27 protein-coding genes are annotated in these 26907 nt (G+C 65.9%); 10 read left to right on the forward strand and 17 right to left on the reverse strand.

Annotation, left to right across the window (positions count from 1 at the left end):
- Positions 1-58: 58 nt before the first annotated feature.
- Positions 59-466, reverse strand: coding sequence for an SRPBCC family protein (locus tag LFT49_RS18225; protein WP_237428989.1), 408 nt, complete (start codon positions 464-466; stop codon positions 59-61).
- Positions 463-777 (reverse strand): ArsR/SmtB family transcription factor, encoded by a 315-nt coding sequence (locus LFT49_RS18230; protein WP_237428990.1) that lies wholly within the window; start codon positions 775-777, stop codon positions 463-465. The genes LFT49_RS18225 and LFT49_RS18230 overlap by 4 nt, the downstream gene beginning before the upstream one ends.
- 166 nt (positions 778-943) lie before the next feature.
- On the opposite strand from LFT49_RS18230, the gene LFT49_RS18235 reads away from it, so the two are divergent.
- Complete coding sequence (locus LFT49_RS18235) at positions 944-1969, forward strand: LysM peptidoglycan-binding domain-containing protein (protein WP_237428991.1); 1026 nt, start codon at positions 944-946, stop codon at positions 1967-1969.
- A gap of 37 nt (positions 1970-2006) precedes the next feature.
- On the opposite strand, the gene LFT49_RS18240 is transcribed toward LFT49_RS18235, so the two are convergent.
- Positions 2007-2315: a hypothetical protein gene (locus LFT49_RS18240; RefSeq protein WP_237428992.1), complete on the reverse strand. Its 309-nt coding sequence runs from the start codon at positions 2313-2315 to the stop codon at positions 2007-2009.
- 47 nt (positions 2316-2362) lie between these two features.
- Between LFT49_RS18240 and LFT49_RS18245 the strand changes: the two genes are divergently transcribed.
- Positions 2363-2722 carry a VOC family protein gene (locus LFT49_RS18245; RefSeq protein ID WP_237428993.1) on the forward strand — a complete coding sequence of 120 codons (360 nt, stop codon included), beginning with the start codon at positions 2363-2365 and terminating at the stop codon, positions 2720-2722.
- Between the two features lie 84 nt (positions 2723-2806).
- On the forward strand, positions 2807-3091 hold the full coding sequence (locus LFT49_RS18250; RefSeq protein ID WP_237428994.1) for a DUF427 domain-containing protein: 285 nt from the start codon (positions 2807-2809) through the stop codon (positions 3089-3091).
- 75 nt (positions 3092-3166) lie between these two features.
- Here the strand turns inward: LFT49_RS18250 and LFT49_RS18255 are convergent, their stop codons facing one another.
- Together LFT49_RS18255 and LFT49_RS18260 are read right to left on the reverse strand one after the other, a co-directional pair.
- Positions 3167-3421, reverse strand: a complete 255-nt coding sequence (locus LFT49_RS18255; RefSeq protein ID WP_237428995.1) for a hypothetical protein — start codon at positions 3419-3421, stop codon at positions 3167-3169.
- Positions 3422-3439: 18 nt separating this feature from the next.
- Positions 3440-4351, reverse strand: a complete 912-nt coding sequence (locus LFT49_RS18260) for a patatin-like phospholipase family protein (RefSeq protein ID WP_237428996.1) — start codon at positions 4349-4351, stop codon at positions 3440-3442.
- Positions 4352-4540: 189 nt separating this feature from the next.
- Here LFT49_RS18260 and LFT49_RS18265 point away from each other — a divergent pair, with 189 nt between their 5' ends.
- Positions 4541-5014, forward strand: coding sequence for a GNAT family N-acetyltransferase (locus LFT49_RS18265; protein WP_237428997.1), 474 nt, complete (start codon positions 4541-4543; stop codon positions 5012-5014).
- A gap of 79 nt (positions 5015-5093) precedes the next feature.
- On the opposite strand, the gene LFT49_RS18270 is transcribed toward LFT49_RS18265, so the two are convergent.
- From LFT49_RS18270 to LFT49_RS18295, 6 genes are all read right to left on the reverse strand, one after another.
- Positions 5094-5576 carry an SRPBCC family protein gene (locus LFT49_RS18270; protein ID WP_237428998.1) on the reverse strand — a complete coding sequence of 161 codons (483 nt, stop codon included), beginning with the start codon at positions 5574-5576 and terminating at the stop codon, positions 5094-5096.
- Between the two features lie 176 nt (positions 5577-5752).
- The gene (locus tag LFT49_RS18275; RefSeq protein WP_237428999.1) at positions 5753-6805 is read right to left on the reverse strand and encodes a metallophosphoesterase; all 1053 of its coding nucleotides are present in this window, start codon (positions 6803-6805) and stop codon (positions 5753-5755) included.
- A gap of 35 nt (positions 6806-6840) precedes the next feature.
- Positions 6841-7707, reverse strand: a complete 867-nt coding sequence (locus tag LFT49_RS18280) for a phosphatidylinositol-specific phospholipase C/glycerophosphodiester phosphodiesterase family protein (RefSeq protein ID WP_237429000.1) — start codon at positions 7705-7707, stop codon at positions 6841-6843.
- Positions 7708-7902: 195 nt separating this feature from the next.
- Complete coding sequence (locus LFT49_RS18285; RefSeq protein ID WP_237429001.1) at positions 7903-9156, reverse strand: HNH endonuclease signature motif containing protein; 1254 nt, start codon at positions 9154-9156, stop codon at positions 7903-7905.
- Between the two features lie 291 nt (positions 9157-9447).
- Positions 9448-11484, reverse strand: coding sequence for an ABC transporter ATP-binding protein (locus LFT49_RS18290; RefSeq protein WP_272912525.1), 2037 nt, complete (start codon positions 11482-11484; stop codon positions 9448-9450).
- A complete protein-coding gene (locus LFT49_RS18295; RefSeq protein ID WP_237430553.1) occupies positions 11481-13214 on the reverse strand; it encodes an ABC transporter ATP-binding protein in 1734 nt (577 codons plus the stop codon). The genes LFT49_RS18290 and LFT49_RS18295 overlap by 4 nt, the downstream gene beginning before the upstream one ends.
- 227 nt (positions 13215-13441) lie before the next feature.
- Here LFT49_RS18295 and LFT49_RS18300 point away from each other — a divergent pair, with 227 nt between their 5' ends.
- Positions 13442-14677 carry an MFS transporter gene (locus LFT49_RS18300; protein ID WP_236799742.1) on the forward strand — a complete coding sequence of 412 codons (1236 nt, stop codon included), beginning with the start codon at positions 13442-13444 and terminating at the stop codon, positions 14675-14677.
- Here LFT49_RS18300 and LFT49_RS18305 read toward each other — a convergent pair.
- Complete coding sequence (locus LFT49_RS18305) at positions 14631-15722, reverse strand: SDR family oxidoreductase (RefSeq protein WP_237429002.1); 1092 nt, start codon at positions 15720-15722, stop codon at positions 14631-14633. The genes LFT49_RS18300 and LFT49_RS18305 overlap by 47 nt on opposite strands.
- A 327-nt stretch (positions 15723-16049) precedes the next feature.
- Between LFT49_RS18305 and katG the strand changes: the two genes are divergently transcribed.
- Positions 16050-18344 carry a catalase/peroxidase HPI gene (katG, locus tag LFT49_RS18310; RefSeq protein WP_237429003.1) on the forward strand — a complete coding sequence of 765 codons (2295 nt, stop codon included), beginning with the start codon at positions 16050-16052 and terminating at the stop codon, positions 18342-18344.
- 70 nt (positions 18345-18414) lie between these two features.
- Here katG and LFT49_RS18315 read toward each other — a convergent pair whose 3' ends face one another.
- Entirely contained in the window at positions 18415-19614 is a 1200-nt protein-coding gene (locus LFT49_RS18315) for a GAF domain-containing sensor histidine kinase (protein ID WP_237429004.1), read from the reverse strand.
- Between the two features lie 170 nt (positions 19615-19784).
- On the opposite strand from LFT49_RS18315, the gene LFT49_RS18320 reads away from it, so the two are divergent.
- Together LFT49_RS18320 and LFT49_RS18325 are read left to right on the forward strand one after the other, a co-directional pair.
- Positions 19785-20303, forward strand: coding sequence for a GNAT family N-acetyltransferase (locus tag LFT49_RS18320; protein WP_236799746.1), 519 nt, complete (start codon positions 19785-19787; stop codon positions 20301-20303).
- Between the two features lie 36 nt (positions 20304-20339).
- Positions 20340-20639 (forward strand): antibiotic biosynthesis monooxygenase family protein, encoded by a 300-nt coding sequence (locus tag LFT49_RS18325; protein ID WP_237429005.1) that lies wholly within the window; start codon positions 20340-20342, stop codon positions 20637-20639.
- 188 nt (positions 20640-20827) lie between these two features.
- On the opposite strand, the gene LFT49_RS18330 is transcribed toward LFT49_RS18325, so the two are convergent.
- From LFT49_RS18330 to LFT49_RS18345, 4 genes are all read right to left on the reverse strand, one after another.
- Positions 20828-21013, reverse strand: coding sequence for a hypothetical protein (locus tag LFT49_RS18330; RefSeq protein ID WP_237429006.1), 186 nt, complete (start codon positions 21011-21013; stop codon positions 20828-20830).
- A gap of 102 nt (positions 21014-21115) precedes the next feature.
- On the reverse strand, positions 21116-22729 hold the full coding sequence (locus tag LFT49_RS18335; protein ID WP_237429007.1) for an AMP-binding protein: 1614 nt from the start codon (positions 22727-22729) through the stop codon (positions 21116-21118).
- Between the two features lie 156 nt (positions 22730-22885).
- Positions 22886-23545, reverse strand: a complete 660-nt coding sequence (locus LFT49_RS18340) for a response regulator (RefSeq protein ID WP_272912526.1) — start codon at positions 23543-23545, stop codon at positions 22886-22888.
- Entirely contained in the window at positions 23542-24858 is a 1317-nt protein-coding gene (locus tag LFT49_RS18345; protein ID WP_237429008.1) for a sensor histidine kinase, read from the reverse strand. The genes LFT49_RS18340 and LFT49_RS18345 overlap by 4 nt, the downstream gene beginning before the upstream one ends.
- 166 nt (positions 24859-25024) lie before the next feature.
- Here LFT49_RS18345 and LFT49_RS18350 point away from each other — a divergent pair, with 166 nt between their 5' ends.
- Positions 25025-26128 carry an ABC transporter permease gene (locus LFT49_RS18350; RefSeq protein WP_237429009.1) on the forward strand — a complete coding sequence of 368 codons (1104 nt, stop codon included), beginning with the start codon at positions 25025-25027 and terminating at the stop codon, positions 26126-26128.
- A 28-nt stretch (positions 26129-26156) separates the two neighbouring features.
- On the forward strand, positions 26157-26855 hold the full coding sequence (locus LFT49_RS18355) for an ABC transporter ATP-binding protein (RefSeq protein ID WP_237429010.1): 699 nt from the start codon (positions 26157-26159) through the stop codon (positions 26853-26855).
- The last annotated feature ends 52 nt before the right edge of the window (positions 26856-26907 follow it).

The raw sequence follows: 26907 nt of genomic DNA on the forward strand, positions 1-26907 counted from the left end.
AGCCAAAGGGGAACGGACGACGGCGGGCTGGGACCGCCGTCGTCCGCTCAACTTAGTGTCAGGCGGCTTCGGCAAGGAGACCGTCAAGGCGGGCCAGCAGGGATGGCCAGCCGTTGCCCATGCCTTCGATGGCGTGGCGGCCCATGGGGGTGTCGAGCCGGAAGCCGGCGTGCTCGAAGTGGAGGATGGTGCCGCCGTCGACGGGTTCCAGGCGCCATGCGATGGTGGTGTCCAGCTGGCCTTCAGAGAAGAGGAAGCTGATGGATGTGCCGGGGTCTACGGTGAGGACTTCGCACTGCTGCTGGCCCCACGCGTCCATATCCATGGTGAAACGGTGGCCCACCACAGGCGCGATGTTGCCCGGTGCCCACCAGCGCGCCAGCAGTTCGGGCGTGGTCAACGCTGCCCACACGGCTTGCGTGGGGTGAGGGTAGCGGCGTTCCAGCCGGATGGCGTTCTCGGTCATGACGGTTTCTCCTCGTCCAGAAGGTCTGCCAGGGCATCCAGCCGCTGGTTCCAGTAGTGCTCGAAGTGCTTCACCCAGCCGCCGATCTCTGCGAGGTTGCCAGGCTGCAGGTGGTAAACCCTGTTCCTGCCCTGCCGCTCCTCCCGCACCAAGCCGGCCTCGCGGAGCACGGCAAGGTGCTCGGACGCGGCCGGACGGCTGAGGTCCAGCAGGCCAGTGAGTTCCCCGGCTGTCCGCGGGCCCTGCCGCAGCTCGTCCAGGATGACGCGCCGTGCCGGGTTGGACACTGCGGCGAAGACATCGGGAAGCACGGGAACAGTATACGTCGGAAATTTCCGACATAAAACGCTTGGGCTCGTGCGGGTAGTTGGGAAGAGCTTCACCCACTAGGCTCACTGTTGGTCCATTTGGACCTTTTCTCGGCGCGGCCGAACTATTGGGGGCTAATTCATGATGGGGACTGACGGCACTTCAACAATGGGCACGCGTCTACCCTTGGGCCGATCGATAGCCGGGCTCGCCGCCCTGTTGTCGTTGGGGCTGGCAGGGTGCTCTTACTCGGACGCTTCAACCCAAGCGGAACCGGCAGCCGCAGCTGCGCCAACGTTCTCAGCTTCGCCCTCCGCGGCAAAACCTCCCCTGGACGGAGAAACGGTACGCGACTCGTTTGGCAACGCGGACTTTTACACCACGGTGGCGGGCGACACGCTGCCGGCAGTGGCGGCGGCATACAAGCTTTCCGAGGCGAAGGTCGCCGGGTTCAACGGACTCCAGCCCGGAACTCCCCTCACTCCGGGCACACGGCTCCGGCTGATCCCGGCCGGTCCCATGCCAGGTGCCAAGGGCGCTGCCACCGTTGACGCAAACGGCATTCCGACGGGTTACACAATAGAGCCCGACGACAGCCTGGCCGGCATCACCTACCGGTTCAATCTGACGCAAGAACAGCTGGCCGAAGCGAACAAGGTTCCGTTCACCTACGAAAAGGGGAACGTCTTCTTCATCCAGGCCGGAAAGGCCATCCAGTTACAGAAGAAGCCGGTGGACAGCAGGTCCGGCTCGGGCGCGTCGGTGAACAACTCGTTTGGGCAGACAGTGTTCTACACCACCGTAGACGGCGACTCGTTCGACAGCCTTGGCTACAAGTTCCGGTCCACCACAGCACAGATCTTGCTGTACAACCCTTCCCTCCAGGCGGATCAACCCATCCCCGCCGGCACGAAGGTTCGACTGATACCAGGAGAGGTGAAAATCGAGGGCGCCCAGGGAACTTTCACCGCCGATGCCAACGGGGTTCCGCTGACCTATACCACCGCCCCGGGGGACACCGAGCGGCAGGTTTCGTTCCGCTTCGGCGTCACTGACCTGCGGTCAGCCAACCGTCCGAGCACGGGTACGGGTGGAGCTTGGTATGACTTCACCGACCTGCCCACCGGCGAACTTAAACCGGGCCAGACCATCAGCGTAGCGCTGGACAAGCCCATCAATAAGCCCGGAAGCTAACCTCCACCCGTTCCCCTCCAGGTAGGACCCCATTCATCTACCGAAGGCCGGAACTGGCCCGCCGGCCCACGCTGTATCCAGCCCAGAACGCGAGCACCAGCAGCCCAGCCACCATGATGGCTATGCCGATTTGCGTCCCTTGGCTCATGAACGCGATGCCATTCCCGGAAAAGACCTCATTGCTGAGCGGTGCGTACGCGAACCAACCCACGTTGCTGTTTCGGTTGCTCCACGCAACGATGCAGCCCACCACCGCGATGGCGACGCCCAGTAAGGGCACGACGGCGGCAGTAACCTTGGCGCGTTTGGACGGTCGGTTTCCATCAGGTGTGCTGTTCTCCCCCATGCCCGTGAGTCTAGCCGGGCGGAACATGACGGGTTTAGGCTGGGCGGATGTTGACCATCGGAACGATCGTCCTCGGCGTCAACGACGTCGCCGCCGCCACCAAGTTCTGGCATGACGCGCTGGGCTATGTCCCCCGGGAACCTGGCGACGAAACGTGGGTGACCCTGGTGCCGTCGTCGGGCCCTGGCGCAGAACTGTCCCTCATGCTCAGCGAAACGCCCGTCCAGCACCACCCGCGGATCCACCTGGACCTGTATGCGGACGATCAGTCCGCGGAGGTGGAGCGGCTGGTATCGCTCGGCGCCCAGCGCGTGGATTGGGACTCGTACCCGGACGATCCCGACTTCGTGGTCCTGGAAGATCCAGATGGCAACCGGTTCTGCGTGATCGACAAGAGCCCACACTAGCGACGGGAACAAGCCCGCCGCCCAGCCCGTTGGCATCCGTACAACCGTCACCTTGTGAGGGGCGGCAGCGACGGAAGGGAACTCATGGTCAGGGCTATCTGGAACGGAAAAGTCATCGCTGAATCCGCGGACACCGTGGTGGTGGAGGGCAACCACTACTTTCCGCGAGACGCTGTCAATCCCGCCTATTTGCGGGACAGCAGCAAGAACACGTTCTGCCCATGGAAGGGCACGGCCAGCTACCACACGCTGGACGTGGACGGCGTGCTGAACGAGGCCGCGGCCTGGTACTACCCCGAGCCGAAGCCGCGCGCCAAGCACATTGAGGACCGGATCGCTTTTTGGCGCGGTGTCACCATCGAGGACTAGCGGACAGAAGAAGCGGACGACGGCGGGTGCTAACCCGGCGTCGTCCGCTTAGCCTTAGCGGTACGCCGACGGCGTTCAGCGGTGGTTCTTGCGGTGCTTTACGACATGCAGTTCGCTGGCTTCGGTTTTCGCCCGTTTTTCGGCCCGCTTTTCGAGAATGGACTTACCGACCTTCTTGGCGGCACCACCCTTGGAGGATTTTCCTGACATCGGAATCACGCCTTCCTTTCCCGTGATAACCGCTACCATACCCACTTTTATCTTTTTGGCCAGCCCCCGTTTTCCCGCAGCCCAGAGCCGCACAAACCACCCATCCCAGGCCATCGCCAATCGCGCGCCGGATGCTGCTTACCGCCAAAATTCACCGAGCCTCCTCACAAGGGACCTGCCTTGGTTGTACCCGGCTAGCGCTGCTGCAGGGCGGAGTGACAGGTCCATCGCGTTGGGGCCGAACATGTGCTCGGCGTCGCTGTCCGGAAAGATCGTTTCGACCAGGCTGCCGCCCGCCCGCAGCTCCTCGACCTGCGCCCCAAGCTGCATGCCCCACTCCAGCGGCATGCGGGTCCTGCCGCCAAAGGGCGAGAGAACCACGACGCGGCTGCATCCGGCGGCCAGGTCGGCGTTCTCGTTGCGCCGGTAGCCGCCGTCGATATAGTTGCTATCCCCGATCCGGTACGCGGAGGCGCTGGAACAGCTGGCCGCCACGGCGTCCACCAGGCTGACACCGCTGTCTCGGTGGAACACTGCGGGGTCCCCGGTCCTCGCGTCGACTGCAGTGATCAGCAGCTCATGGTCCGGCCACGCCTGCCGGGGCAGCCGCCCCGCCACAATGGCCCGCCACCGCACCGAGCCGTCGTAGTCCGAAGCCAGGTCGAGTGCAGCCGCCCCCATTCGGCGCCGCATCTCCGCGGCGTTCCTGGCGGCGGCAATGATCCGGCCGGTCCGCTCCAAGTGGTCGGGTACAGACCCGCCCAAGGCCGGTGGTCCTCCCGGGCGCGGCCGCTGCGGGAGCGGAGCGGCCAGGACGGCGGCATAGAGTTCTGCGGGAGTGGCGCCGGCGATCTGGGCAGCAGCCGTGGCTCCTGCCGATGTTCCGATGACCCTGTCGGCGTTGGTCACGTCCAGACCTGCGTCGGCCAGGCCAGCGAGAACGCCGATCAGCCAGGCGTTGCCGGTGGATCCGCCCCCGCCGAGGACCAGCGCGCGGCCGGATGCCGCAGCGTCACTGGCACCCGGCATGGAAGAAGGTGTTGTGTTCATGGGAGTCGCCTTTCGCGAATTGCGTGTGCGGCGCTCCCTGTGGCGGCTAGGTCAGCCGTGGATCGTGGGCTGGGAGGGAGCACCCATTGCGGATACAGCTTTCATGGGTCTCACCTCCTGAGGTCGCGTCACGATCAGGGGAATCTTGGCACACCAGCAGTGCCGCCCGCAACGGGTAAATTTGAGGCGATGATTTCGATTGACCGGGACAGCCCCACGCGCCAGGACGTCCACCTGCTCCTGAGCGAACACTTGGCCGATATGTACGCCACCTCGCCCGCCGAAAGCGTTCACGCCCTGGACCACTCCGCGCTGGCCGCTCCCTCCATCACGTTCTGGACCGCCCGCGAGGACGGCAACCTGCTGGGGTGCGGCGCCCTCAAACTGCTGGGCTCCCCCACGGGTCCCGTAAGGCAGGGCGAGATCAAGTCCATGCGCACCACGGCATCCGCGCGGGGCCGTGGCGTGGCCACGCTCATGCTCGGGCACATCCTGGAGGACGCCCGGACCCGGAACATTGAGCGGGTCTACCTGGAGACCGGCACCGAGGACTACTTCGCCCCCGCGCGGCGGCTCTACGCCAAGCACGGTTTCACGGAATGCCCGCCCTTTGCGGACTACGTGCTGGATCCCAACAGCGTCTTCATGGAGCTTCGCCTCTAGCGACTCACCTCGGCATATAAGAAAGCGGACGACGGCGGGTGGCCATCCGCCGTCGTCCGCTTTCCTGTGTCCCGGCTTGCTAGAGTTGCCCGCCCGGGCCGCTGTCCTTGACGTCACCGCGCCAGCCGCCGGTTTCAGTGCCGCGCGATTCAATGAAGTCCTTGAACTTCCGCATGTCAGCTTTGACCTGCATCTCGTCGATCTTCAGCGCCGCGCCAGCCTTTTCCGTGATGGTTTCGGGGGCCCACTCGAAATGGACTTTGACCTTGGTGTGGTTGGCATCCAGCGGCGTGAACCGGACGATGCCGGCATGAGACTTGCCATCGGTGCTGCGCCAGGCGATCCGGTCATCTGGCTCCTGGTCGACTATTTCGGTGTCGAACTCCCGCTGGACACCGCCCACCTTGGTGACCCAGTGGTTGGTTCTGTCGGTCAGCTGCGTCACCGATTCCACTCCGGACATGAACTTCGGAAAGGATTCGAATTGGGTCCACTGGTTGTACGCGGTCCGCACCGGAACCGCGACCTCGACGGCCTCTTCAACCTCTTGAAAGTGTTCCATCTGCTTCCTCCTCATGACGGACGGCCGCAACGGCGGACCGGCAGATTCGGCCTTCCTGCCAGCCAGGCAGCCGCCACCCCTGCACGATAGATCCCGCGCCTACCCGTGTCCAGAGCCTTAATACCGAAGTGGACGACGGCGGGTGGCCCCGCCGTCATCCACTTTCCGTTAAGCGCCTAGCGGCTGAAGGGGACCTTTTCCCAGCTCAGGACCTCTGCGCCTTTGGCGCTGTTGCCGGCCACCGTGAAACGGACGTAGTCCACGGCGTTGTTGGCGCCGTCAACGGTGATGTGCTGCAGATCGTCGGCGGCCGGCGAGCCGTAAATGCCCAGCCAGGGCGAACCGGCGGCGAGGGGCTGGTTTTCGGCGAAGACGTGGCTGTCGCCGTTGACCAGGTAGACCGGGGCGTCGAAGTTGTTGGTCTCCTGGACGATGGCCTGCACAATCTCGCGGAAGCCGGAGACGGTGTTCGGGTTGGCGGTGGCGTCGGCCAGGAGCGACGGATCGAACATGTCGGCCTGCTGCATGAGCACCACGGCGCGGTCGTTGCTGCGCCTGGCGTCGGTGAAGGTCTGGTGGATCTGGGCGATCACGGCATCCGTGCGGTGCTCCACCTCGGCCAGCTGCTCCGGGGTGGGCTCCGTCTTGCCCAGGCCGGTCCACGGCAGGAGGGAGTTGTTGCTGCCCTGGACATTCAGCACGGAGAAGGCCACCCGGTTCTTGTCGAAGCGGACGTCCTCGGGCAGGCCCAGGTTCTCCTGCGACTTGACCGGCATGGTGGCGCCGAGCGTCTTACCGGGCTGGTTGAAGAAGACCTCCCGGATCTTGTCCAGGCGCTCCAGCGGGTTGTAGGCGCCGTTGTTGGCGCGGTGGCAGTCCACCCACTCGTTGTCGCCGGGCGTATAGACCAGCGGGTGGGTGAAGGTGTCGAACTGGGTGCGGATGTAGGAGAAGTACTCATCCGAGCAAACGGAGGAGCCGTTCTTAATATCGCCCACGTGTGCTACAAACTCCAGGTCCTTGTCCGCATTGAGGTCCTTGATGCGGGAGGGAAACTTGGCGATCTCGGTGGCGCCATAGGGTATGTCGCCGATGACGCCGAAGGTGAAGGCGTGGTTGCTGTCGCTGTTGTTGTCTTGGCTGCTTTCGGCGAAGGCGGGCTGCGACGCAAGGAGGCCGAACGTCAGGGTCAGTGCCGCCGTCGTGATTTTGACTGTCTTTGAAGGCATGGGGATGGTCCTTTTGTCGGGGTGTCTGGACGGGCTTACGCGCCGCGGGCGGCGAGGAACTGCTGGAGGCCGGCGAGGTCGTCGGTGTTGATGTGGTCCACGCCGGCGTCGGCCAGTTCGGTCCAGACGGCGTCGCGGGCTGCGCCGGGCTGGTCCGGGGTGGCCCAGAAGCGGACGCGGTAGCCGGTGGCGTGCGCGTTGGCCACGAAGGCGCCGAGTTTGGTGCGTTCGGCTTCGGGCATGGGGCCGACGCCCTGCCAGGTGAAGAGCTTGGTCCAGTTGTCGCTGACCAGCGGCATCAGGGTGGCGGGCAGGCCGGAGGTGAGGTCGGCTGCGCGGCCGTCGTAGAAGCTGAAGCGCTGGGTCTGCGCCTGCATGGTGGCCAGCGGGCGATTGCCGCTGATGACTGCGGTGACGGGGCCGGTCTTGACGTTGCCATTGGTGTAGCGACTCATGATGTCGTGGTGCTCGGCCAGTTCCTTCTCAACGGCGGCGTAAGTGGCCTCACCCTCGCTCTTGATGTCGATCAGGAGCTGCAGGCTGCCGTCCCACTTGGGGTAGACACTGTGGCCGGGCTGGCTGCGGACCAGTGCCTGGAGCGGGTCGAGGTAGAGGCTCTCGAGAGTGACGCCCTGCTTGGCGTCGGCGAGGTCGTGGGCCACGCGCAGTTCGCCGTCCACCAGCCAGACGTCCGCCTCGACGCTGGTGAAGCCGTGCTCCAGTGCGTCGAACAGGGGACGGCCATGCTCATAGTCGTTGTGCGCATGCGTCCCGGCAAGCGGTTGGCCGACGACGACGGGCGCGGGCTCGGGTGCCTCGGCCCGGACGTGGGCAGGAGCTGGTGCCGCCCCGGCCAGGGTGGCGAGAAGGGCGACGGCGGCGAGGGTGGTTTTCACGAACACGCAGTACTCCTGGTACCTCGGGATTTATGGCCCAGCGGTTAGCGCGCTGGGCGAAGGGTGCGTGAAAAGACTGGTTGCACTGCTGAAACGGCGTGAGGCCCCTTGGTTGCCAGGTGGTGAACGAGTGGGAACAACAGAACTGGGAGCTAAGTGATATCGACCTGTTTTGGGCATCGGGCAGCCACGGGCGGCACCCTAAGAGGCAATGAGGTAATCAACGATCATTGCTTCCAGTGGGCTCGATTCTTCGGGCAGGCACCCCGGGGGCCAGACCGTCGGTTCCCGGTCCGCTTGTTCAGCGTTGTACTTGCGGCCGGTGGGCGAGACCCAGCCCGGTGGCTCGTTCCTGGCAGCCGGACCCGGACTCCAGCCGGTTCGATGCTTGAGCCGGTGGTGCTTGGGGCACAGCTGTCCCAGGTTGCTGATCCCGGTAGACCCGCCGTCCTGCCACGCCTTGAGGTGGTCTGCTTCGTTGTCCTGGCTGGGATTGCTGCAGCCGGGGAAGGTGCATTTACCATCGCGCATCCGCAACCACCGTTTGAGCGGCTCCGTGAGCCTGTAGTTGGTGCGGCCAAGTTCGAGCGGTGCTCCGTCGCGAGGGTCCACCAGGACCCGGTAGAACGAGCCAGCACCTTCCGCGACAAGCTTCCGCGCCATCGATGCAGGGATAGGCCCAAAGTTATCCAGTTCGGCGGGTTCGTCCGTGGCACCGAGGAGGGAGAAGACAGGTACCGTGACCAGCACATCCGCCTTGAGAGCCGGCCCAGACCCTGCGGGTTGGCCTGTCCCACAAAGCAGCAACTTCTCGGCCACATCCGCCCGGAGTTGAGTGAGCGTCCGTGGTTCGTCGGGCCCTTGCAGCCCGCGGGCAAGGGCAGAACTCTTGTTCCAGATGGCGCAGGCCTTGTCCGCGGCCATATACAGCGATACCCAGGCCATGCCGTTCCGGTCCGGGGAGTACTCCATCCGGCGGTCCTCAACCGACTTCACGTGCCTGATCTCCAGGGATTCCGGATGGTGTCGCTCCCGCCAGGCGCGCACCTTCCGCCGGAAGCGGGCCGGCACCAACTCCCCCGCCGCGGCGCCACGGGCCGCGTTCGGGGCTTCCGGGTTCAGGAAGTGCGCCTCAAGTGCAGCCGCAGCGGCATCGTTCAGCCCAGTGGTTTCGTCGACGATGATCCGGGCGTGCTGCCAAGAGATGGCGCCAGCCTGCAACGCATTCAGTGCGGCCGGCAAGGAAGTGGTCAACGCGTGGGCCTCACCCAGCAGGGCCGATGCAGCGCGTTCACCGACAGTAAGAACACAGGCGACCTCCGCCACAAGGCTCATCTCCCGGGCCGATGACTCGTATGCGGTTTCCGCTGGCGCCTCCAACGCTTCTGCTGCGTCTGCATAGGTCGCCAGCACTTGGACTTTTGCTGCAGCAGTGGCGGCTTCAATGCGGGCCACAACACCCAGGCCGTCCAAGCACAAATCGGCCAGTTCGCGAAGGGATCATAAGCGTCTGCGACACGAGTACCATCCGAAAATCGGCCGAGGACTCCTGTCAGCTCGCCTACCAACCGGGTCAGGGAGGTGGCGGCAGCGACCATCCCGGCCTCGCCTCCACTTTTCAGAACAGCCCTGGTTTCCATAACCAAAGCATCGCAGGAGGGTACGACATTTTGATTCCGATACCTATGCCAGTTCCGGGCCCGAACAGATCCTCTGGCTGCAAACCCTTATACAGAAAAGGGAAGGTCAAACCTCCGCCACCGGCGCCGCGAACTGGGCCTCGTAGAGCCGCGCGTAAGCCCCGCCGGCGGCGAGCAGTGAAGCGTGCGTCCCCTGCTCCACGATCTGGCCGGCCTCCATCACCAGGATGAGGTCGGCGTCGCGGATCGTGGACAGGCGGTGCGCGATCACAAAGGACGTCCGGTCAGACCGCAGCGCACTCATGGCCTTCTGTACCAGCACCTCGGTCCGGGTATCCACGGAGGACGTCGCCTCGTCAAGTATCAGCACAGAAGGCTGTGCCAGGAACGCCCTCGCAATCGTCAGCAGCTGCTTCTCACCGGCGGACACGTTGGAACCTTCGTCGTCCAGCACGGTGTCGTACCCGTCGGGCAGGGACTTCACGAACCGGTCCACGTACGTCGCCCGCGCGGCCTCCAGAACCTCGGAGGAAGAAGCCGTAGGCCGCCCGTACGCGATGTTGTCCCGGATGGTCCCGCCGAACAGCCACGTATCCTGCAGCACCATCCCCATCCGCGAGCGCAGGTCGTGCCGGGTCATGGTGGTGATGTCCACGCCATCCAGAGTGATCCGGCCGCCGTCCAGCTCGTAGAACCGCATCATCAGGTTCACCAGCGTGGTCTTGCCCGCCCCAGTGGGCCCCACAATGGCTACCGTCTGCCCGGGCTCCGCCACCAAGGAAAGCCCAGTAATCAGCGGCTTGTCCTGCGAATACGAGAAGGACACGTCCTCAAACACCAGGCGCCCCCGCGAAGCACCATCCGGGCTCTGCAACGAAGCCCCCGCAGGGTCCGCCGACTGCTCCTCCGTATCCAGCAACTCAAACACCCGCTCTGCAGACGCCACCCCGGACTGCAGCAGGTTAGCCATCGACCCCAGCTGCGCCAGCGGCTGCGTGAACTGCCGCGAGTACTGGATGAACGCCTGCACATCGCCCAGCTGCATCGCCCCGGACGCCACCTGCAGCCCGCCCACCACCGCGATCCCCACGTACACCAGGTTCCCGATGAACGTCATGGCCGGCATGATCAGCCCGGAAATGAACTGCGCCCCGAAGCTCGCCTCATACAGCTCCGCGTTCTTCTGCCGGAACCGCTCCCCCACCTCGCGCTGCCGCCCGAACACCTTCACCAGCGCATGTCCAGTGTAGGTCTCCTCGATCTGCCCGTTGAGCTCGCCGGTATTGGTCCACTGCTGAACAAACAGCTTCTGCGAGCGCTTGGCAATCAGCGTGGTGATCCCGAGCGTCAGCGGAATGGTCACCAGCGCTATCAGCGCCAGCGTGGGCGACAGGATGAACATCATGACCAGCACGCCCAGCACCGTCAGCACCGATGTCACCGCCTGGCTGATGGATTGCTGCAGGCTCTGCGAAATGTTGTCCACATCGTTGGTCACTCGGCTCAGCAGCTCGCCGCGCTGGATCGAGTCGAAGTACCGCAGCGGCAGCCGGTTGATCTTCGCCTCAATCTGCTCGCGCAGCCCAAAGACCGTCCGCTGCACCACGCCGTTCAGCACATACGCCGTCCCCCACATGAACGCCGACCCCAGCACATAGAGCACCAGCGCCCATGTCAGCACGCCGGCCAGCGCGCCAAAGTCGATCCCCGCGCCCGGCGTCAGCGTCATGGCACTGAGCATGTCCGCCTTCTGGTTCTCCCCTGACGCGCGCAGCATGGCGATCAGCTGCGCCTGCGTCATCCCCGGCGGCAGTTGCTTGGACACCACCCCGGCGAAGATCAGGTTGGTGCCCTCGCCCAGCAGCCGCGGCCCGATCACCTGCAGCACCACGCCCGCCACGGCCATCAGCAGCACCAGGACAAGCCAGGCACGTTCCGGCCGCAGGGTGCCCAGCAGCCGTTTGGCGGAGCCCCCGAAGTTCATCGCCTTCTCCGCCGGCACGTTCATCCCGGCAAAAGGTCCGCCGTGGCCGGGGCCGCCGCGCGGCCTTGGGATGCGTACGACGGCGGCCTGGCCGGGTCCGGCGGCGGGCCCGGCTTTGGTGCCGGGTGCGGGAGGGGTGCCCGGGCGATGTGCGCTCATACCGTCTCCTCCGCTGCCAGCTGGGACGAAACAATTTCGCGGTACGTATCGGAACTTTCCAGCAGCTCGTGGTGCGTTCCGTGCGCGACGATCCTGCCGTCGTCGAGCACTAGTATCTGGTCCGCATCAACGATGCTGGACACGCGCTGGGCGATGACCACCATGGTGGCCCCCGCAATGTTGCGCTTGAGCGCCTGGCGCAGCCGGGCGTCCGTGCCGGTGTCCAGGGACGAGAAGGAATCGTCAAAGATGTACAGCTCGGGCCGCTTCACCAGGGCACGTGCGATTGCCAGCCGCTGCCGCTGGCCACCCGAAACGTTCGTGCCGCCCTGCGAAATAGGCGCGTCCAGCCCCTCCTCCATCCGCTCCACGAAGTCCCGGGCCTGCGCGATCTCAAGCGCTGACCACAGCTCCTCCTCCGTGCCATCCGGATTGCCATACAGCAGGTTGCTGCGGACGGTTCCGGTGAACAGGTAGGGCTTCTGCGGCACCAGGCCGATGTGCCCCCACAGCAGGTCCGGGTCCAGGTCCCGGACATCCACGCCGTCCATCAGCACCGCCCCGGAGGTGACGTCGAAGAGCCGCGGCATCAGGTTCACCAAGGTGGTCTTGCCCGAACCGGTGCTGCCGATGATCGCCGTTGTCTCCCCCGCACGGGCCGTGAAACTGATGCCCTGCAGCACCGGATGCTCGGCACCCGGGTAGGCGAATCCGACGTCGCGCATTTCAAGCTCACCCCGCCGGACGGCGCTGGTGAGCGGCTTCTCCGGTGGCAGGACGCTTGAACTGGTGCCCAGCACCTCCCCGATCCGGTCCGCGGACACCGATGCGCGCGGGATCATCACCGCCATGAAGGTAGCCATCATGACGGACATCAGGATCTGCATCAGGTAGCTCAGGAACGCGATCAGGGTGCCCACCTGCATGGACCCGTCCTCTATCCGGAACGACCCGAACCAGATCACCGCCACGCTGGAAACGTTCAGGACCAGCATCACCGTGGGGAACATCAGGGCCATCAGCCGGCCGGCGCGGAGGGCAACGTCGGTGACGTCGGTATTGGCGCCGGCGAACCGCTCCGTCTCCACGTCCTCGCGCACGAACGCCCGCACCACGCGGATGCCGGTGAGCTGCTCGCGCAGCACGCGGTTCACGGTGTCGATCCGGGCCTGCATCTTGCGGAACAGCGGCACCATCCGCGTGACGATAAGGCCGACGGCGATCAGCAGCACCGGGACGCACACCGCGATGAGCCACGAGAGTTGGGCGTCCTGCCGGATGGCCATGATCACGCCGCCGATGCTGAGCATGGGCGCGGCAACCATGAGCGTGGCGGACACCAGCACCAGCTGCTGCACCTGCTGGACGTCGTTGGTAGAGCGGGTGATGAGGCTGGGGGCGCCGAAACGGGTGACTTCCTGCTCGGAGAACTGCCCCACCCGTTCAAAGATGGCGCCCCGCAGGTCCCGCCCCAAGCCCATGGCAGCCTTGGCGCCGAAGTACACGGCCACGACGGCGCAGGCGATCTGCGCCAGCGTGACCAGCAGCATGATGCTGCCCGTGGACAGGATGTAGCCGGTATCGCCCCGGGCCACGCCCTGGTCGATGATGTCCGCATTCAGCGTGGGCAGGTACAGCGACGCGATGGATTGCGCCAGCTGGAAAACCACGACGGCGGCCAGCAGCGGCCGGTGCGGCCGGAGGTATTCGACAAGCAACTTCCAGAGCATAGGCAGAGCCCTCACCTGACGGAGTGTCCACAAACGTGGTGCGAAGGTCAGTGTACGTCCGGAAAGGGCCGTTGATCCTGCCAGTTGACTGGGAAAAACGGCAGTTCTCCCACGGCGTATTCATCGGCCCGGCGGGAGATTCGGGGCCGCCGGTGGGTACGTCAGTGGGAGAGAACTGAAAGGGCGCCAAGAACGCGCCACCTCACCGAATGATGGAAGAACCAACGATGCCTGCCGCCACACAAAACGCCCCACACCGCACTGCGAGATTCGGAATGGCCTTCATCGGCGTCCTGCTCATCGCCGTCAACCTTCGGGTGTCCTTTGTCAGCGTGGGGCCGGTCCTGGTCAATATCAGCAGCGATCTTGGCCTGTCCAGTGCCGCAGCAGGTTTCCTCACCGGGCTCCCGCTTATCGCCTTCGCGGTCTTCTCGCCATGGGCCCCCGGATTCGCTTCACGCCTGGGACTGGACCGGGCAATGTGGGTGTCCTTGCTGATCCTCGCTTCGGGCATCGTGCTTCGCTCTTTGCCTGTGCCCGGCTTTATTTGGGCCGGCACAATCCTGATCGGCGTGGCCATTGCCTTCCTCAATGTCCTGGTGCCCTCCCTCGTTAAACGCGACTTTCCGTTGCGGGTCAGCCAGGTCACCGGAAGCTACACCGCTGCCCAGGCCGCCTTCGCAGCGGTGGGGGCCGCCGTCGTCGTACCCGTGGCACAGACCTCCCCGGCAGGATGGCGGCTCGCCCTGGGAGTCTGGGCGGGGCTGGCCCTCATCGCCATGGCGGTGCTCCTGCCCTGGCTTCGCCGGCACACGGCAGGCACGCGGCAATCGGGAAAGCCCGACGCCGCCTACCGGTCGCCCTGGGGTTCAGCCCTGGGCTGGCAGGTGACCGCCTTCATGGGGTTGCAGTCCATTGCCTTCTACGTCCTCATGGCCTGGTTGCCCACCATCGAGCAAAGCCGTGGGATCCCCGCCACCACTGCCGGCCTGCACCTATCCGTTTTCCTGCTGATCAGCGTGTTCGCCAGCCTGGGGACGGGCGGTGTCCTGCACCGGGGATCAGACCAACGGCTGGTTTCCTTTGCCAGCGGGATGTTGGTGTTCGTGACCTTCCTCGGGCTGGCCCTGGCGCCGGAACTCATCCTGCTGTGGGTTGTCCTGGGTGCTTTGGGGTGCGGGAGCCTCATCGTCATTGCCCTGTCGCTCTTCAGCCTTCGGACCGTGAACCACCCGCAGGCAGCATCGCTGTCCGGCATGGCCCAATCCGTGGGCTACGCGCTTGGCGCCGCGGGGCCTGTGGTGTTCGGCGCACTCCACGACGCCACCGCGGAGTGGACGCTTCCACTGCTCGCCACCGCCGGCGCCATGGCGGTGCTGGCATTGATGGGCCTGCTGGCCGGCCGCGACCGGGTGATCAAGGAATCAGATTCTCGGCGCGGTAGCGGTCAAACAGTGAGGTAAAGGCGTCCAGCGTCCGCCGGTAGCCCGTAAAGCCTGCATCCCTGCTCTTGCCCATGTCCGTCACCACCTCGATGTTCCGCCCCAGGTCGCCATCGGTGTGCCACCAGGACGCCACCCGGTCCAGGTCCGGTTCACGAAGGTTGTTCTCCGCGGCAATCCGCCGCCACTGGTCCTCCCGCCCCGCCATGGACCCTTCGAGCGGACGGGGCTCCCCCTGGTATCCCTCCCACTCCACTCCGAAGTAGGCGGCGAGCTGGGGCCACATCCACCGCCAGCGGAACACATCTCCGTTGACGATGTTGAAGGCCTCATTGGCGGCCGCGGGAGTGGTGGCGGCCCAGAGCATGTGCTCGGCAAGCAGGCCCGCGTCCGTCATGTCGGTGAGGCCGTTCCACTGGGTTTCGGATCCCGGGAAGACGAACGGCTGCCCGCTGTCCCGGCACAGGGTGGCCTGCGCGGCGAGCGTCAGGCCCATGTTCATCGCATTGCCCACGGCGTGCCCAATAACGGTGTGGGCGCGGTGCACGGACCAGGTGAATTCCTGTTCCTCCGCCGCGGCCCACAACTCATCTTCCTGCGCGTAGTAGAAGTTCCGCACCGGAAGCCGTGGCTCCTCCTCGTGGAACGGCGTGTCCGGCATTTCACCGGCGGCGTACGCCTCGAAGGGTCCGAGGTAGTGCTTGAGGCCGGTCATCAAGGCAACGTGCGCCACCTTCTTGCCCCGCAGTGCCGCGAGTAGATCCCGCAGCATGCCGGCGTTGACGGCGATGTTCTCCTCCTCAGTGGCGCGCCGCGACCAGGCGGTGAAGAAGACGTGGGAGGGGTTCTCCGGGCCAAGCACAGCTGCCAGGGAGTCAGCTGAGGTCAGGTCCGCGGAAAGCCACCTGACACCGGAGCGCTCCGGCCCGGGCCTGCGGGACAAAGCGAGGACCTCCCAGCCTTCACCAACCAAGGTGTCCACCAGGGCGGAGCCTGCAATACCGGTGGCCCCTACTACCAGGGCTGTCCGGCCGCTGCCCGCTGCTGTTCCTGATCCGATGGTCATAGTGCTCCTCTTGGTTTAGGTGCTGGTGTGTCCGCGCGTCAGCACGGCCTCACGCTCTGGCGGAGGCCCGCGCGCTGCGTCACGCCGGGACACGGGGCAAAGACAGCCCACTGGCGACAAGCCGCAGCGTCCGACGGATATTCCTTCCCTGCCCGCCAACAGCTTCACAAGTGTCTTTGCCAGGTGGGTTCCGCGGGGACGATGACCAGCGGTTTCACCCATGGCGTAGGCGTGACTTGCGCTGTCACAGGTCCATGTTCAAATAGGAGGATTGCACCGGCTGCCCGAGTCCAACCGCGGCCTCGGCCCAACGGAAGGAAAAAGCACATGACCGAACCCCAAGACCATCCTCCGGTCCCCACTCCCGGGAGCGCCCAGGGCCTGGACCAGAAGGTTGAGGGCGGGTGCCCGGTGGCCCATGGCAGTGCCACCGCCCAGGGCAGTGAGAGTGAAAACCCGGCGATCGATTCCCCGCAGCCCAAGGGGCACCGCCCGCGGACCAACCAGGACTGGTGGCCCAACCAGCTGGACCTCTCCGTCCTGCACACCCACGGCCAGGCAAGCAACCCGCTGGGCCCCTCCTTCAGCTACCGCGAGGAATTCCAGAAGCTCGACGTTGACGCACTGAAGCGGGACATCACTGAGGTCCTCACCACCTCCCAGGACTGGTGGCCGGCGGACTTCGGCCATTACGGCGGCCTGATGATCCGCATGAGCTGGCATGCCGCCGGCACCTACCGCGTCCACGACGGCCGCGGCGGCGCAGGGGACGGCAGCCAGCGGTTCGCGCCGCTGAACAGCTGGCCGGACAACGCCAACCTGGACAAGGCCCGGCGGCTGCTGTGGCCGGTCAAGCAGAAGTACGGCCAGAAGCTCTCCTGGGCCGACCTGCTGGTCCTCGCGGGCAACGTTGCCCTGGAGTCAATGGGCTTCAAGACGTTCGGCTTCGCCTTTGGCCGCGAGGACGTCTGGGAGCCGGAGCAGATCTTCTGGGGACCTGAGGACGCGTGGCTCGGCGATGAGCGGTACGTCGGCGAAGGCCAGATGTCCGACGAGGTGGGTTCCACCGAGATGGGCCTCATCTACGTCAACCCCGAAGGCCCCATGGGCAACCCGGACCCAGTGGCCGCCGCGGCCTTCATCCGCGAGACCTTCAAGCGCATGGCGATGAATGACGAGGAGACCTTTGCGCTGATCGCCGGCGGCCACACCTTCGGCAAGACCCACGGCGCCGGCCCCGCCGATGCGCACGTGGGCCCCGAGCCTGAGGGCGCCAACCTTGAGGCGCAGGGCCTTGGCTGGCTCAGCACCTATGGCAGCGGCAAGGGCGGCGACACCATCACCTCCGGCCTGGAGGTCACCTGGACGGACGTTCCTACCCAGTGGAGCAACCGCTTCCTGGAGATCCTGTTCGAGTACGAGTGGGAACTGGTCAAGAGCCCCGGCGGCGCCCACCAGTGGGTTGCCAAGGACGGCCCCGAAATCATCCCGGACGCGCACGACCCCAACAAAAAGCACCGCCCCACGATGCTGACCACAGACCTGTCGCTGCGCTTCGACCCCACCTACGAGAAGATCGGCCGGCGCTTCCTGGAAAACCCGGACGAATTCGCACTGGCCTTCGCCAAGGCCTGGTACAAGCTGCTGCACCGCGACATGGGCCCCGTTGGCCCGCACATGCTGGGCCCGTGGGTTCCGGAACCGCAGCTGTGGCAGGACCCCGTTCCCGCCGTCGACCATGACCTGATCGACGAGCAGGACATCGCCCAGCTGAAGGCGAAACTCCTCGACTCCGGCCTGACCGTCCCGCAGCTGGCCGGCACGGCCTGGGCATCCGCGGCGACCTACCGCAAGACGGACCGGCGCGGCGGTGCCAACGGGGCGCGGATCCGTCTGGAGCCGCAGCGCAGCTGGGAGGCACACGAGCCGGAGCAGCTGGCTGCTGTACTTCCGGTGCTCGAGCGGGTGCAGGAGGAATTCAACGCGGCACAGTCCGGCGGCAAGAAGGTTTCCCTCGCGGACCTGATCGTGCTGGGCGGCGCCGCCGCCGTGGAAAAGGCAGCAGCCGACGCCGGGTTCCCCGTCACGGTGCCGTTCCGTCCGGGCCGCACGGACGCAGCACAGGAGCAGACCGACGTCGAATCCTTCCAGTACCTTCAGCCGCGCGCCGACGGGTTCCGCAACTACCTGCGCCCCGGGCTGAAGCTTCCGCCGGAAACCCTCCTGCTGGACAAGGCGTACATGCTGGACCTCTCGGCACCGGAGATGACGGTACTGCTGGGCGGCATGCGTGCGCTGGGCACCAACGTGGGCGGCTCCAACCATGGCGTGCTCACGGACCAGCCGCAGGTCCTGACGAACGACTTCTTCGTCAACCTGCTCTCGCCGGGCACCAAGTGGAAAGCCTCCGAGTCGGAGGAAAACGTCTACGACATCACCGACGTTGCCACCGGTGAGCTGAAGTGGACCGCCACCCCCGTGGACCTGGTCTTCGGTTCCAACTCGCAGTTGCGCGCACTGGCTGAGGTGTACGCGAGCGAGGACGCCCGGGAGAAGTTCGTGAACGACTTTGTGGCTGCCTGGACCAAGGTCATGGAGCTGGACCGCTTCGACCTGAACTAATCCGTTTGACGCAAGCTCCGGGCCGGCCGCACTCTGCGGCCGGCCCGGGCTAGTTAAAATCCCAAACTGGTCAGCCGGGGAAGCTGATCACCGCGGTGGTTCCCCCGCCCGGGGTCTCCTTAAGCGTCAGCTCACCGCCGTGTGCTTCGACTATGCGGCGGCAGATGGCCAGGCCAAGGCCGGATCCCTGCCCATCCCCTTCCCGGTGCAGCCGGACCAAAGGTTCCAGTACCCGCTGCCTGTCCGCCGGCGCTATGCCCTTGCCGTTGTCCGCCACCAGGACAGTGGCTCCGTGATAGTTCGAGATCCCGCTGATCCGCACCTTGAGGTCCCGGTCGGGGCTCTGGTAATTTACGGCATTGGCTACCAGGTTCTGCAGCAGGATGCGCAGCTGGCCATGGTCCACATGGAGCTTCAAGTCCTCGCTGTCCAGGACACCGTCGGCCCCATAGGACAGGCCCAGATCGCCGGCCACTTCGGACGCTACTTCCTGCAGGGAAACACGCTGGCGCTGAAGGCCTCCGCCCATGCGTGAGTAATGCAGTACGTCCTCCAGCATGGCCAGCATCCTGTTGCCGCTGGCGCCGATGAGTTGAAGGTATTCTGCAGCGGGGTGGTCGCTTTCCACATCGTCTTCGCCCAACTCCACGTAACCCAGAATGGTGGTGAGGGGGCTGCGCAGGTCATGGCTGACGCGCCCGGCAAATTCCGCCAGCTTGGCGTTGCTTTCCCGCAGTTCTTCAAGGGCGCTGTTCAACTGCAGGGTGCGCCGCTGGAGTTCGAGCAGCTGCACCGCCTGGCGGGCCAGGATTTCCAGCATTTCCTGCTGTTCATCGCTGAGCGAGGCACTCGAATTGGAGAAGACGCACAAGGACCCGATGACGAACCCAGACGCCGTCTCCAGCGGCACGGACGCATAGAACCGGACGGCGGCGATCTCCCCGGTCACAAACGGGTTAGCCGCGAAGCGCGGATCAATGGAGGCATCCGGAACCACGGTGGCCTCCCCCGAAAGGAAGACCTTGGAGCACATGGAGTCCTGCCGGGAACAAATACCGGCATCAATTCCGACGGCGGCCACCTGGCGCTGCTCGTCGGACGTGACAACGTTGATCACCCCGTACGGCATGCCGCAGAGTCTGGTGGCGAGCTCGACGAGATTCTCAAGGGGCTCGCCGGACAGTTCAGGAGAGTTGACCAGCGGGGCCTCGTCGATCCGGGTGGCCAAGCCGTAGTCCCGCAGTAACCCGTCCCGCCCAACCGGTTCCATGAGAGCCGCCGTTGTTGAGTGAGTGCCGCCCACTAATCGTCCCCCCTTCCTGACCGCGAAATGGGTCCCGGGCCGATAGTACCGGCCATGGGCAACGTCCGCGAGCAGGTGGCGCCGGGGCATCGTTTCCCGGCAACAAGTGTTCCCCAGCGGCGGCATAGGATTCTGGGATGGCTCAACTCATCGTCCCGGACCCTGCCCTCCACTCCTCCTGGCTGGAGGGAACGGCGGAGTTTCAAGGAGCCCACCTGGACGGGGCAGGCGCCGAAGATTGGTCGCTGGAAGAACTCAAGGATCCGCGCGTGTTTGCCCGCTTCGTCGACGCCCTGGTCAAAGATGCCCTGCCGGAGACTGAGCGGAAGCCGGGTTACGTGCCCTGCACCTACCTTTGGATGGTCGACGGCGGCACTTTCGTTGGATCCCTCGCCATCAGGCATGAGTTGAACCATTACCTCCTCAACGAAGGCGGGCACATCGGCTACAGCGTCAGGCCCTCGGCGAGACGCCGCGGCCACGCCGCAAAGGCGCTGGCTGACGCACTTCCCCTGGCACGGGCGCTGGGGATCGAGCGAGTCCTGCTGACCTGCGATGAGGACAACGCCGGCTCCCGGGCAACCATCGAGAAGAACGGCGGCCAGTACGAGGACACCCGCAACGGCAAGCGCCGGTACTGGATCAGCACCGATTAGCGGGGCGTGGGCGCGCCCATCTGCCAGACTTGGCCGGTGATCACTGAACATGCGCTTCTGCCTGTCATTGCGGGCCAGGAAGAGGAATTTGAAGCCGCTTTTAAGCAGGCCCGCCCCATCATTGCTTCCATGCCGGGCTTCGTCTCGCTGTCCCTGTCCCGATCAGTCGAAACCCCCAACACCTATTTGCTCCTCGTCGAATGGGAGTCGTTGGAGGACCACACGGTAGGTTTCCGCGAATCTCCCGAATACCAGCAGTGGCGCACGCTGCTGCACCGCTTCTACGAGCCGTTTCCGGTGGTTGAGCACTTCAATCCGGTGAAATTCGCCAACTAAAACCAAAGCAACAGTTTTGGGGGGAGCCCCCGCGCGAGTCTAGCTCCAGCGCGGGGGCTCCTAGTGCTTCCTGCCGGGGAACTGACGTGGAAGCAATTAAAAATTACCGGCCAGTAGGTTGGGTCTGGACCAAAACCCCACACCTTGGGCGAATCTTGATCCAACCTTGAGCCGTCATTTTCGCGCCGTTAGTCGGCGGGATCGGCCGCAGCGTCCGGGTCCTCTTCAGGTTCAAAAGTGTTCGGCGCGGCGCCATCGGAAATCCCGATGCCGTCCTTCCCACCGGGGATCCCGCCGTCGGCATTGCCTTTGCCCGCTGCCGAGCCCTCCTGCGGCTCATCCTCAGGCAGTGAATCAGGTGAATTGATGGTCATCGCTCCTCCTTCTGTGGCTGGGCCTCCACGCTAACAGGCCCCAAAGCAAAAGGCTCCGGAAGGGCCGGAAGTTTCTGCCCATCGTCGTTCCTTCCTGTCCTGCTACTTGCCGAGCTCCGCGACCCGCTGCTGCCTCAGGATGTAGCGTTGCAGCTTGCCCGACGGCGTCTTTGGCAGGTCCTTTACAAAGTGAATGCGGCGCGGATAGGCATGCGCGGCGAACTGCGTCTTGACCATTGTCTGGAGCTCGGCCACCAGGGCATCACTGCCCGTGGTTCCCTCCGCCAGGACCACGTAGGCCTCCAGTACTTCGCCGCGCAGCTCGTCCGGGGCACCTACCACGGCAGTTTCCAGGACCGCCGGATGGGTGGCCAGGACACTCTCCACATCGAACGGGCCGATCCGGTAGCCGGCCATGATGATCACGTCGTCGTCCCGGGAGGAGAAGAAATAGAAGCCGTCCTGGTCCACCATGCCCGCGTCGCCGGTCAGGTACCACCTGCCGTCCGGACTGAACCTTTCGGCGGTCTTCTTCGGCGCGTCCTGGTACCCCTTAAACCACATCATGGGACTTTCGGCCACGTTGACGGCAACCCGGCCCAGTTCACCCGGCGCAGCCGGTTCATCCGCGTTGTCCTTGAGCACCGCGCAGCTCCATCCGGGGAGGGGCCGGCCCATGGAACCCGGCCTCAGCTCTGTCCGTACGTCGTCATGCCAGGCGTTGATGATCATCATCCCGTGTTCGGTCTGTCCGTAGTGGTCCCGCACCGGAACACCCAGTACCTCCCGCGCCCAGCTGATCACCTCCGGGGTCAGCGGTTCGCCGGCGGACGAGGCACGCCGAAGGCCAAAAGGGCCCGTTCCGGGCTCGGTTTTCGCGCGCATGGTGCGGTACACCGTGGGAGCCGCCGCGAAGTTGGTGACGGAAAATGCCTCCAACACTTTGAAGCTGAGTTCCGGGGAGAATCCGGCATGCAGCAGGAGGTTGCGCCGCCCCGCCGCCATGGGCCCGAGGATGCCGTAGTACAGGCCGTACGCCCAGCCGGGGTCTGCGGCGTTCCAGAAAACATCCTCTTCACTGACGTCCAGGCCCAGTTCGACGTACTGGCGGAACGCCGCCAACGCCCTGACCGGCACCGGTACCCCCTTGGGGGCGCCCGTGGTTCCGGACGTAAAGATCAGCACCAGTGCACCGTCACCACCCACAGCCTCGGAGGCGATACCCGGCTGCTGCCTGGCCAGGAGCGGCGTGAGTGCCAGGTCCGGCTGGGCTGCTTCTGCACCTACAACCACGACTGCGGCCGCGGTCTCCTGGATCTTCACCCGCTGGTCGGCGTCGGTAATCACGGCCTTTGCGCCGGAAGCTGTGAGTCGAAGTTCGATGGCCGGCCACGCGAATGCCGTGAACAGTGGGACGTGGACGGCTCCGCGCCGCCAAATGGCAAGGAGCATGACCACAAGGTCCGCGGACTTTCCCATCAGGGTGGCCACCGCGTCGCCCGGGCCAATCCCCAGCTCCGCCAGGGCGGCGGCCCCCCGCTCCGAGCGCTCCCGGAGCTCGCCGTAAGTAATGTCCTCCGCGGTGAGATCGGCTGCAACCACGGTGAAGGCGACGGCGCTGGGGTCATGGCTGTCGCACAGGAGGTCGGCCGCGCAGGCGTCTGCCGCACCATAGGTGGCAAGAAGGGCATCAACGGGTGGAACCGGACGGGACATTCGTTCTCCTTTGAACAGTGAGACCTGACGGGCAATGGCACCTGAAGGGCAGTGACATAAACCTACTGCAGGGTAGGGCCGTGCGCGCCACCCAGGTGATGGACGACGGCGGGACGCGGCAGGGTGCCGGGCCCCGCCGTCGCGACCTATCGACAGTCAGCCCTTGGCGCCGGGCGGCCGGATGATCCGCCGCTGGGTGGCCGCGGCGATGGCAGCGGTCCGGTTGTCCACGCCGAGCTTCCCGTAAATGTGCACCAGGTGCGTTTTCACGGTGGCCTCCGAGATGAAGACCTGCTTGGCGATGGCCCGGTTGGACAGGCCGGTGGCCAGCAGCTCCAGCAGCTGCACTTCGCGCGGGGTCAGGGAGGTGCCCGGGTTGCTGATCCGGTCCATCAGCAACGCGGCAGCGCGGGGGGCCAGCACGGTGCCGCCGGCAGCGGCCTGCAGGACTGCCTGCCGCAGCTGTTCCGGCAGGGCATCCTTCAGCATGTAGCCGCTCGCCCCGGCCTCAACGGCCGCGAGGATGTCCGCATCGGTGTCATAGGTGGTGAGAATGAGCACCGGCGGCGGCACTGCGAGCTTCCGGATCTCGGCAGTGGCTGTGACACCGTCCATCCCCTCCCCCATTTGCAGGTCCATGAGGACAACGTCGGGCGCCTCGCCCAGGGCCGTGAGCCGTGCCAGTTCCCTCAGCGCAGCCTTGCCGTCAGCTGCTTCCGCGGCAATCGAGATGCCGTCAAAGCCCGTGAGCATAGCGCGCAGTCCGGCGCGGACCACGGGATGGTCGTCCACCAGCAGGACGCGCACCTCGCTCACTGTTCCTCCACAGGCAGTTCCGCCAAGGGCAGCCGGATGGCCACCACCGTGCCCTCGCCCGGCGCCGATTCCACGGCCAGCGAGCCGTTCAGCGCCGCGATGCGCTCCCTCAGCGAGCGCAGTCCGTATCCGCTGCCGTCGGCTGCGCCCGAGGCACCTGCCGGAGCTGACGGGTCAAAGCCCGCGCCGTCGTCGTAAATGTCCATGGTCACCTCGCTGCCCAGGAAGGCGACGCTGACGACGGCGGTGGCGGCCCGGGCGTGTTCGCGGACGTTCGCCAGGCTCGCCTGCGCCGCGCGCAGCAAGGTGACGCGGACGGACTGGGGCAGCTCCTGTGGCTCGCCGTCCACCTCCAGCCGGCAGTGCAGCGCCGCTCCGGAAGCTGACGCGGCAGCCTCCGTCTTGTCACAGAGCCGGCGCAGGGCCCCGACCAGCGAACTGCCTTCAAGCTGGGGCGAGGACAGGCCGCGGACAAAGCTGCGCGCCTCGTCCAGGTTGTCCGCCGCGGTCTGCTGCACCAGTGCCAGCCGGCCAGAGGCGGTGGCGGCATCACCGTCCGCGAGCGACTGTTCCGCCGCCCGCCCCAGCAGCACGATGCTGGACAGGCCCTGCGCCAGGGTGTCGTGGATTTCCCGGGCCAGCCGCGCCCGCTCCGCCAGCACGCCCGCTTCATGCTGGGAACGCGCCAGCTCCTCCCGCGTGCGGCGCAATTCGTCCGCCGCACGCCGCTGGTTCTCGGCCTCGCGGTACAAAGCCGCGTAGGCCAGGCCGGTGATCACCGAGAAGATGGCCCCCAGCACGGGCCCCACAACAGCCGCGGCATGCGGCGCCGGGGCACCGCTGACGGCCCACTGGGAAGCGATCACCGCCACCGTCATCAGCCCAATAGTCAGCAGCGCTGGCCGCCGCGGCAGCAGGTGCAGGTGCAGGAAAAAGATGGGAAAGGCGAGCCAGGCGAAGTCGGCACTTCCGGCGAGCAGGAACGCCCAGAGGGCCGTCACCAGGCCCAGCCACAGCAGGCCGTAGCGGCCGGGGTTGAACGTGATCCGGTCTTCCGCGTGCCTCTTTTCCAGGACCGTGCCGGTCAGGTAGACGGCAGCGAGGACGACGGCGGCGCCCGACCACACCCAGCGCAGCGAACCTCCGGCCATCAGCATCCGCACCAAACCCACGGCCAGCAGGACGGCGAACCCGGTGTGCAGGGTGACCCGCAGGACCCGAAGGATGGCCGCCGACGATGCGTTCTCCAGTGCGCCCAGGAATCCGCCGGACCGGGCCGTCTCCGATGTTGGCGGCGGGGGCGTGGCAGGCATCTCACCAGCTTATGCCGGGAGGTCCAAGCGGGAATCAACCGAAAGGTTGACTCGCAGCTCAACCCTTCCATTCCCGCCAATCAACCATCCCCGCGATGCCCGCGCGGGGTGCCCCCGGGAGAGTGGAAGGACAGAACAAACCACCCCTGCTGAGAGAAGAAACAACGTGTTCCTGGCAATCCGCGATATCCGCTTCGCAAAAGGCCGGTTCGCCATGATGGGCGGCGTCGTAGCCCTGATCACCCTCCTGCTGGTCATGCTGTCCGGGCTGACCGCGGGGCTCGCCGAGCAGTCGACGTCCGCCATCGGGCAGCTTGGCGCATCAGCCGCCAAGCCGGTGGACGCCATCGCCTTTGGCGCCCCGGGTTCCGGCTCACCGAAGGCGTCCTATACGGAAAGCTCCGTGACGGCTGCCCAGGTGGACAGCTGGAACGACCAGCCCGGCGTCAAGTCCGCCGAGCCGCTGGGCATCACCCAGACCCGGGCGCAATCGGCGGACGCGTCAGGCACTGCGAACGTGGCGGTGTTCGGCGTATCGCCCGGCAGTCCGCTGGCGCCCGTGGAGGTGTCCGCCGGGACGGCCGCTGTGGGTGCCTCGGTAGCGGAGGCGCTGTCGGTGGGCCAAGGGGACAAGGTGTCCCTGGGCGGCGTGGAGCTTTCCGTGGCCGCCGTGGTGCCGGACCAGTGGTACGCGCACACCAGCGTCGTATGGACGGCGCTGCCGGCGTGGGCCAAGGCGGCGCACGTGTCCGACGGCGGCCAGCCGGCTACCGTTGTCGCCATCACCTATGCGGACGGTGCCACAGTGGATGAGGCCGCCGGGAACGCCGCGGCTCACACGGTGAGTCAGTCCCGCACCGGATCCTTCCAGGCACTGGGCTCCTTCAAGAGCGAAAACGGTTCCCTCACCCTGATGCAGGCCTTCCTTTATGGAATATCCGCTCTGGTGATCGTGGCCTTCCTGACCGTCTGGACCATCCAGCGGACCCGTGACATCGCCGTCCTGAAAGCCATGGGCGCGCCCAGCTCCTACATCCTCCGGGACGCCATGACCCAGGCCGCCATCGTCCTGGTGGCGGGGGCAGCCGTCGGCGGAGCTGTTGGCGTTGCCGGCGGCTTCTTTGCCGCGCAGGCCGCCCCGTTCCAACTGAACGCGGGCACCACGGTGCTTCCCGTCGTCGGGATCGTTGCCCTGGGCCTGGCCGCCGCAGCACTGGCCGTCCGCAGCGTCACCAAGGTCGATGCGCTCCTGGCGCTCGGCGGCAACTAACCCCATCACTCCCCGAAAGGAACCCGTCATGACCACTCCTGTTCCCCTCACCCTGGCCAACGTCACCCTCGAATATCCCGATGGCGGCGGCACCACCACCGCCCTGGACCGGGTGGGTCTCACCGCGGAAGCCGGGCAGTTCGTTGCACTCGTGGGCCCCTCGGGGTCCGGGAAGTCCAGCCTCCTGGCCACCGCCGCCACCCTGGTGCGCCCCACCAGCGGCCAGGTCATGATCGACGGCACCGATACTTCCGGGCTCAAGGACAAGGAGCTTACGGCCCTGCGGCGGGGAAAGGTGGGCATCATCTTCCAGCAACCCAACCTGCTGCCCTCGCTTACCGCCGTCGAACAGCTCATCATCAGCGACCACCTTCGCGGAAGGCCCGCCAAAGCGGCCAGGGTCCGGGCCGCCGAACTGCTGGACGTCGTCGGGCTATCCGCCAGCGCCCGGAAGCTGCCGCACCAGCTCTCCGGCGGCCAGCGCCAGCGCGTGAACATCGCCCGGGCACTCATGGGCAGTCCGAAGGTGCTGCTGGTGGATGAGCCGACGGCCGCGCTGGACCATGAGCGCAGTGCTTCGATCATCGCCCTCCTGCGGGACGTGACCACGGAGTTTTCGGTGGCGACGGTAATGGTCACCCATGACACCGAGTTCGTGCCGCTGACCGACGTTGTGGCCACCATGCGGGACGGCAGGCTCACGGTGCCGGTCCCGGCGGGAGCGTGATTTTGCCCGAAGGGGGAGACTCCACGTGGGCTGGGTGCCAGCCACCAGAAGG

The sequence above is a fragment of the Arthrobacter sp. FW306-06-A genome, from assembly GCF_021870055.1.
In the GTDB taxonomy this organism is placed as follows: Bacteria; Actinomycetota; Actinomycetes; order Actinomycetales; family Micrococcaceae; genus Arthrobacter.

Excerpts from the sequence above, each read along its gene's own strand:
- LFT49_RS18345 (WP_237429008.1), bottom strand. The coding sequence starts at position 24,858 with ATGCCTGCCACGCCCCCGCCGCCAACATCGGAGACGGCCCGGTCCGGC.
- LFT49_RS18250 (WP_237428994.1), top strand. The coding sequence starts at position 2,807 with ATGGTCAGGGCTATCTGGAACGGAAAAGTCATCGCTGAATCCGCGGAC.
- LFT49_RS18295 (WP_237430553.1), bottom strand. The coding sequence starts at position 13,214 with ATGCTCTGGAAGTTGCTTGTCGAATACCTCCGGCCGCACCGGCCGCTG.
- LFT49_RS18270 (WP_237428998.1), bottom strand. The coding sequence starts at position 5,576 with ATGGAACACTTTCAAGAGGTTGAAGAGGCCGTCGAGGTCGCGGTTCCG.
- LFT49_RS18355 (WP_237429010.1), top strand. The coding sequence starts at position 26,157 with ATGACCACTCCTGTTCCCCTCACCCTGGCCAACGTCACCCTCGAATAT.
- LFT49_RS18315 (WP_237429004.1), bottom strand. The coding sequence starts at position 19,614 with ATGGAACCGGTTGGGCGGGACGGGTTACTGCGGGACTACGGCTTGGCC.
- katG (WP_237429003.1), top strand. The coding sequence starts at position 16,050 with ATGACCGAACCCCAAGACCATCCTCCGGTCCCCACTCCCGGGAGCGCC.
- LFT49_RS18320 (WP_236799746.1), top strand. The coding sequence starts at position 19,785 with ATGGCTCAACTCATCGTCCCGGACCCTGCCCTCCACTCCTCCTGGCTG.
- LFT49_RS18235 (WP_237428991.1), top strand. The coding sequence starts at position 944 with ATGGGCACGCGTCTACCCTTGGGCCGATCGATAGCCGGGCTCGCCGCC.
- LFT49_RS18335 (WP_237429007.1), bottom strand. The coding sequence starts at position 22,729 with ATGTCCCGTCCGGTTCCACCCGTTGATGCCCTTCTTGCCACCTATGGT.
- LFT49_RS18225 (WP_237428989.1), bottom strand. The coding sequence starts at position 466 with ATGACCGAGAACGCCATCCGGCTGGAACGCCGCTACCCTCACCCCACG.
- LFT49_RS18275 (WP_237428999.1), bottom strand. The coding sequence starts at position 6,805 with ATGCCTTCAAAGACAGTCAAAATCACGACGGCGGCACTGACCCTGACG.
- LFT49_RS18305 (WP_237429002.1), bottom strand. The coding sequence starts at position 15,722 with ATGACCATCGGATCAGGAACAGCAGCGGGCAGCGGCCGGACAGCCCTG.
- LFT49_RS18260 (WP_237428996.1), bottom strand. The coding sequence starts at position 4,351 with ATGAACACAACACCTTCTTCCATGCCGGGTGCCAGTGACGCTGCGGCA.
- LFT49_RS18245 (WP_237428993.1), top strand. The coding sequence starts at position 2,363 with ATGTTGACCATCGGAACGATCGTCCTCGGCGTCAACGACGTCGCCGCC.
- LFT49_RS18240 (WP_237428992.1), bottom strand. The coding sequence starts at position 2,315 with ATGGGGGAGAACAGCACACCTGATGGAAACCGACCGTCCAAACGCGCC.
- LFT49_RS18300 (WP_236799742.1), top strand. The coding sequence starts at position 13,442 with ATGCCTGCCGCCACACAAAACGCCCCACACCGCACTGCGAGATTCGGA.
- LFT49_RS18265 (WP_237428997.1), top strand. The coding sequence starts at position 4,541 with ATGATTTCGATTGACCGGGACAGCCCCACGCGCCAGGACGTCCACCTG.
- LFT49_RS18290 (WP_272912525.1), bottom strand. The coding sequence starts at position 11,484 with ATGAGCGCACATCGCCCGGGCACCCCTCCCGCACCCGGCACCAAAGCC.
- LFT49_RS18330 (WP_237429006.1), bottom strand. The coding sequence starts at position 21,013 with ATGACCATCAATTCACCTGATTCACTGCCTGAGGATGAGCCGCAGGAG.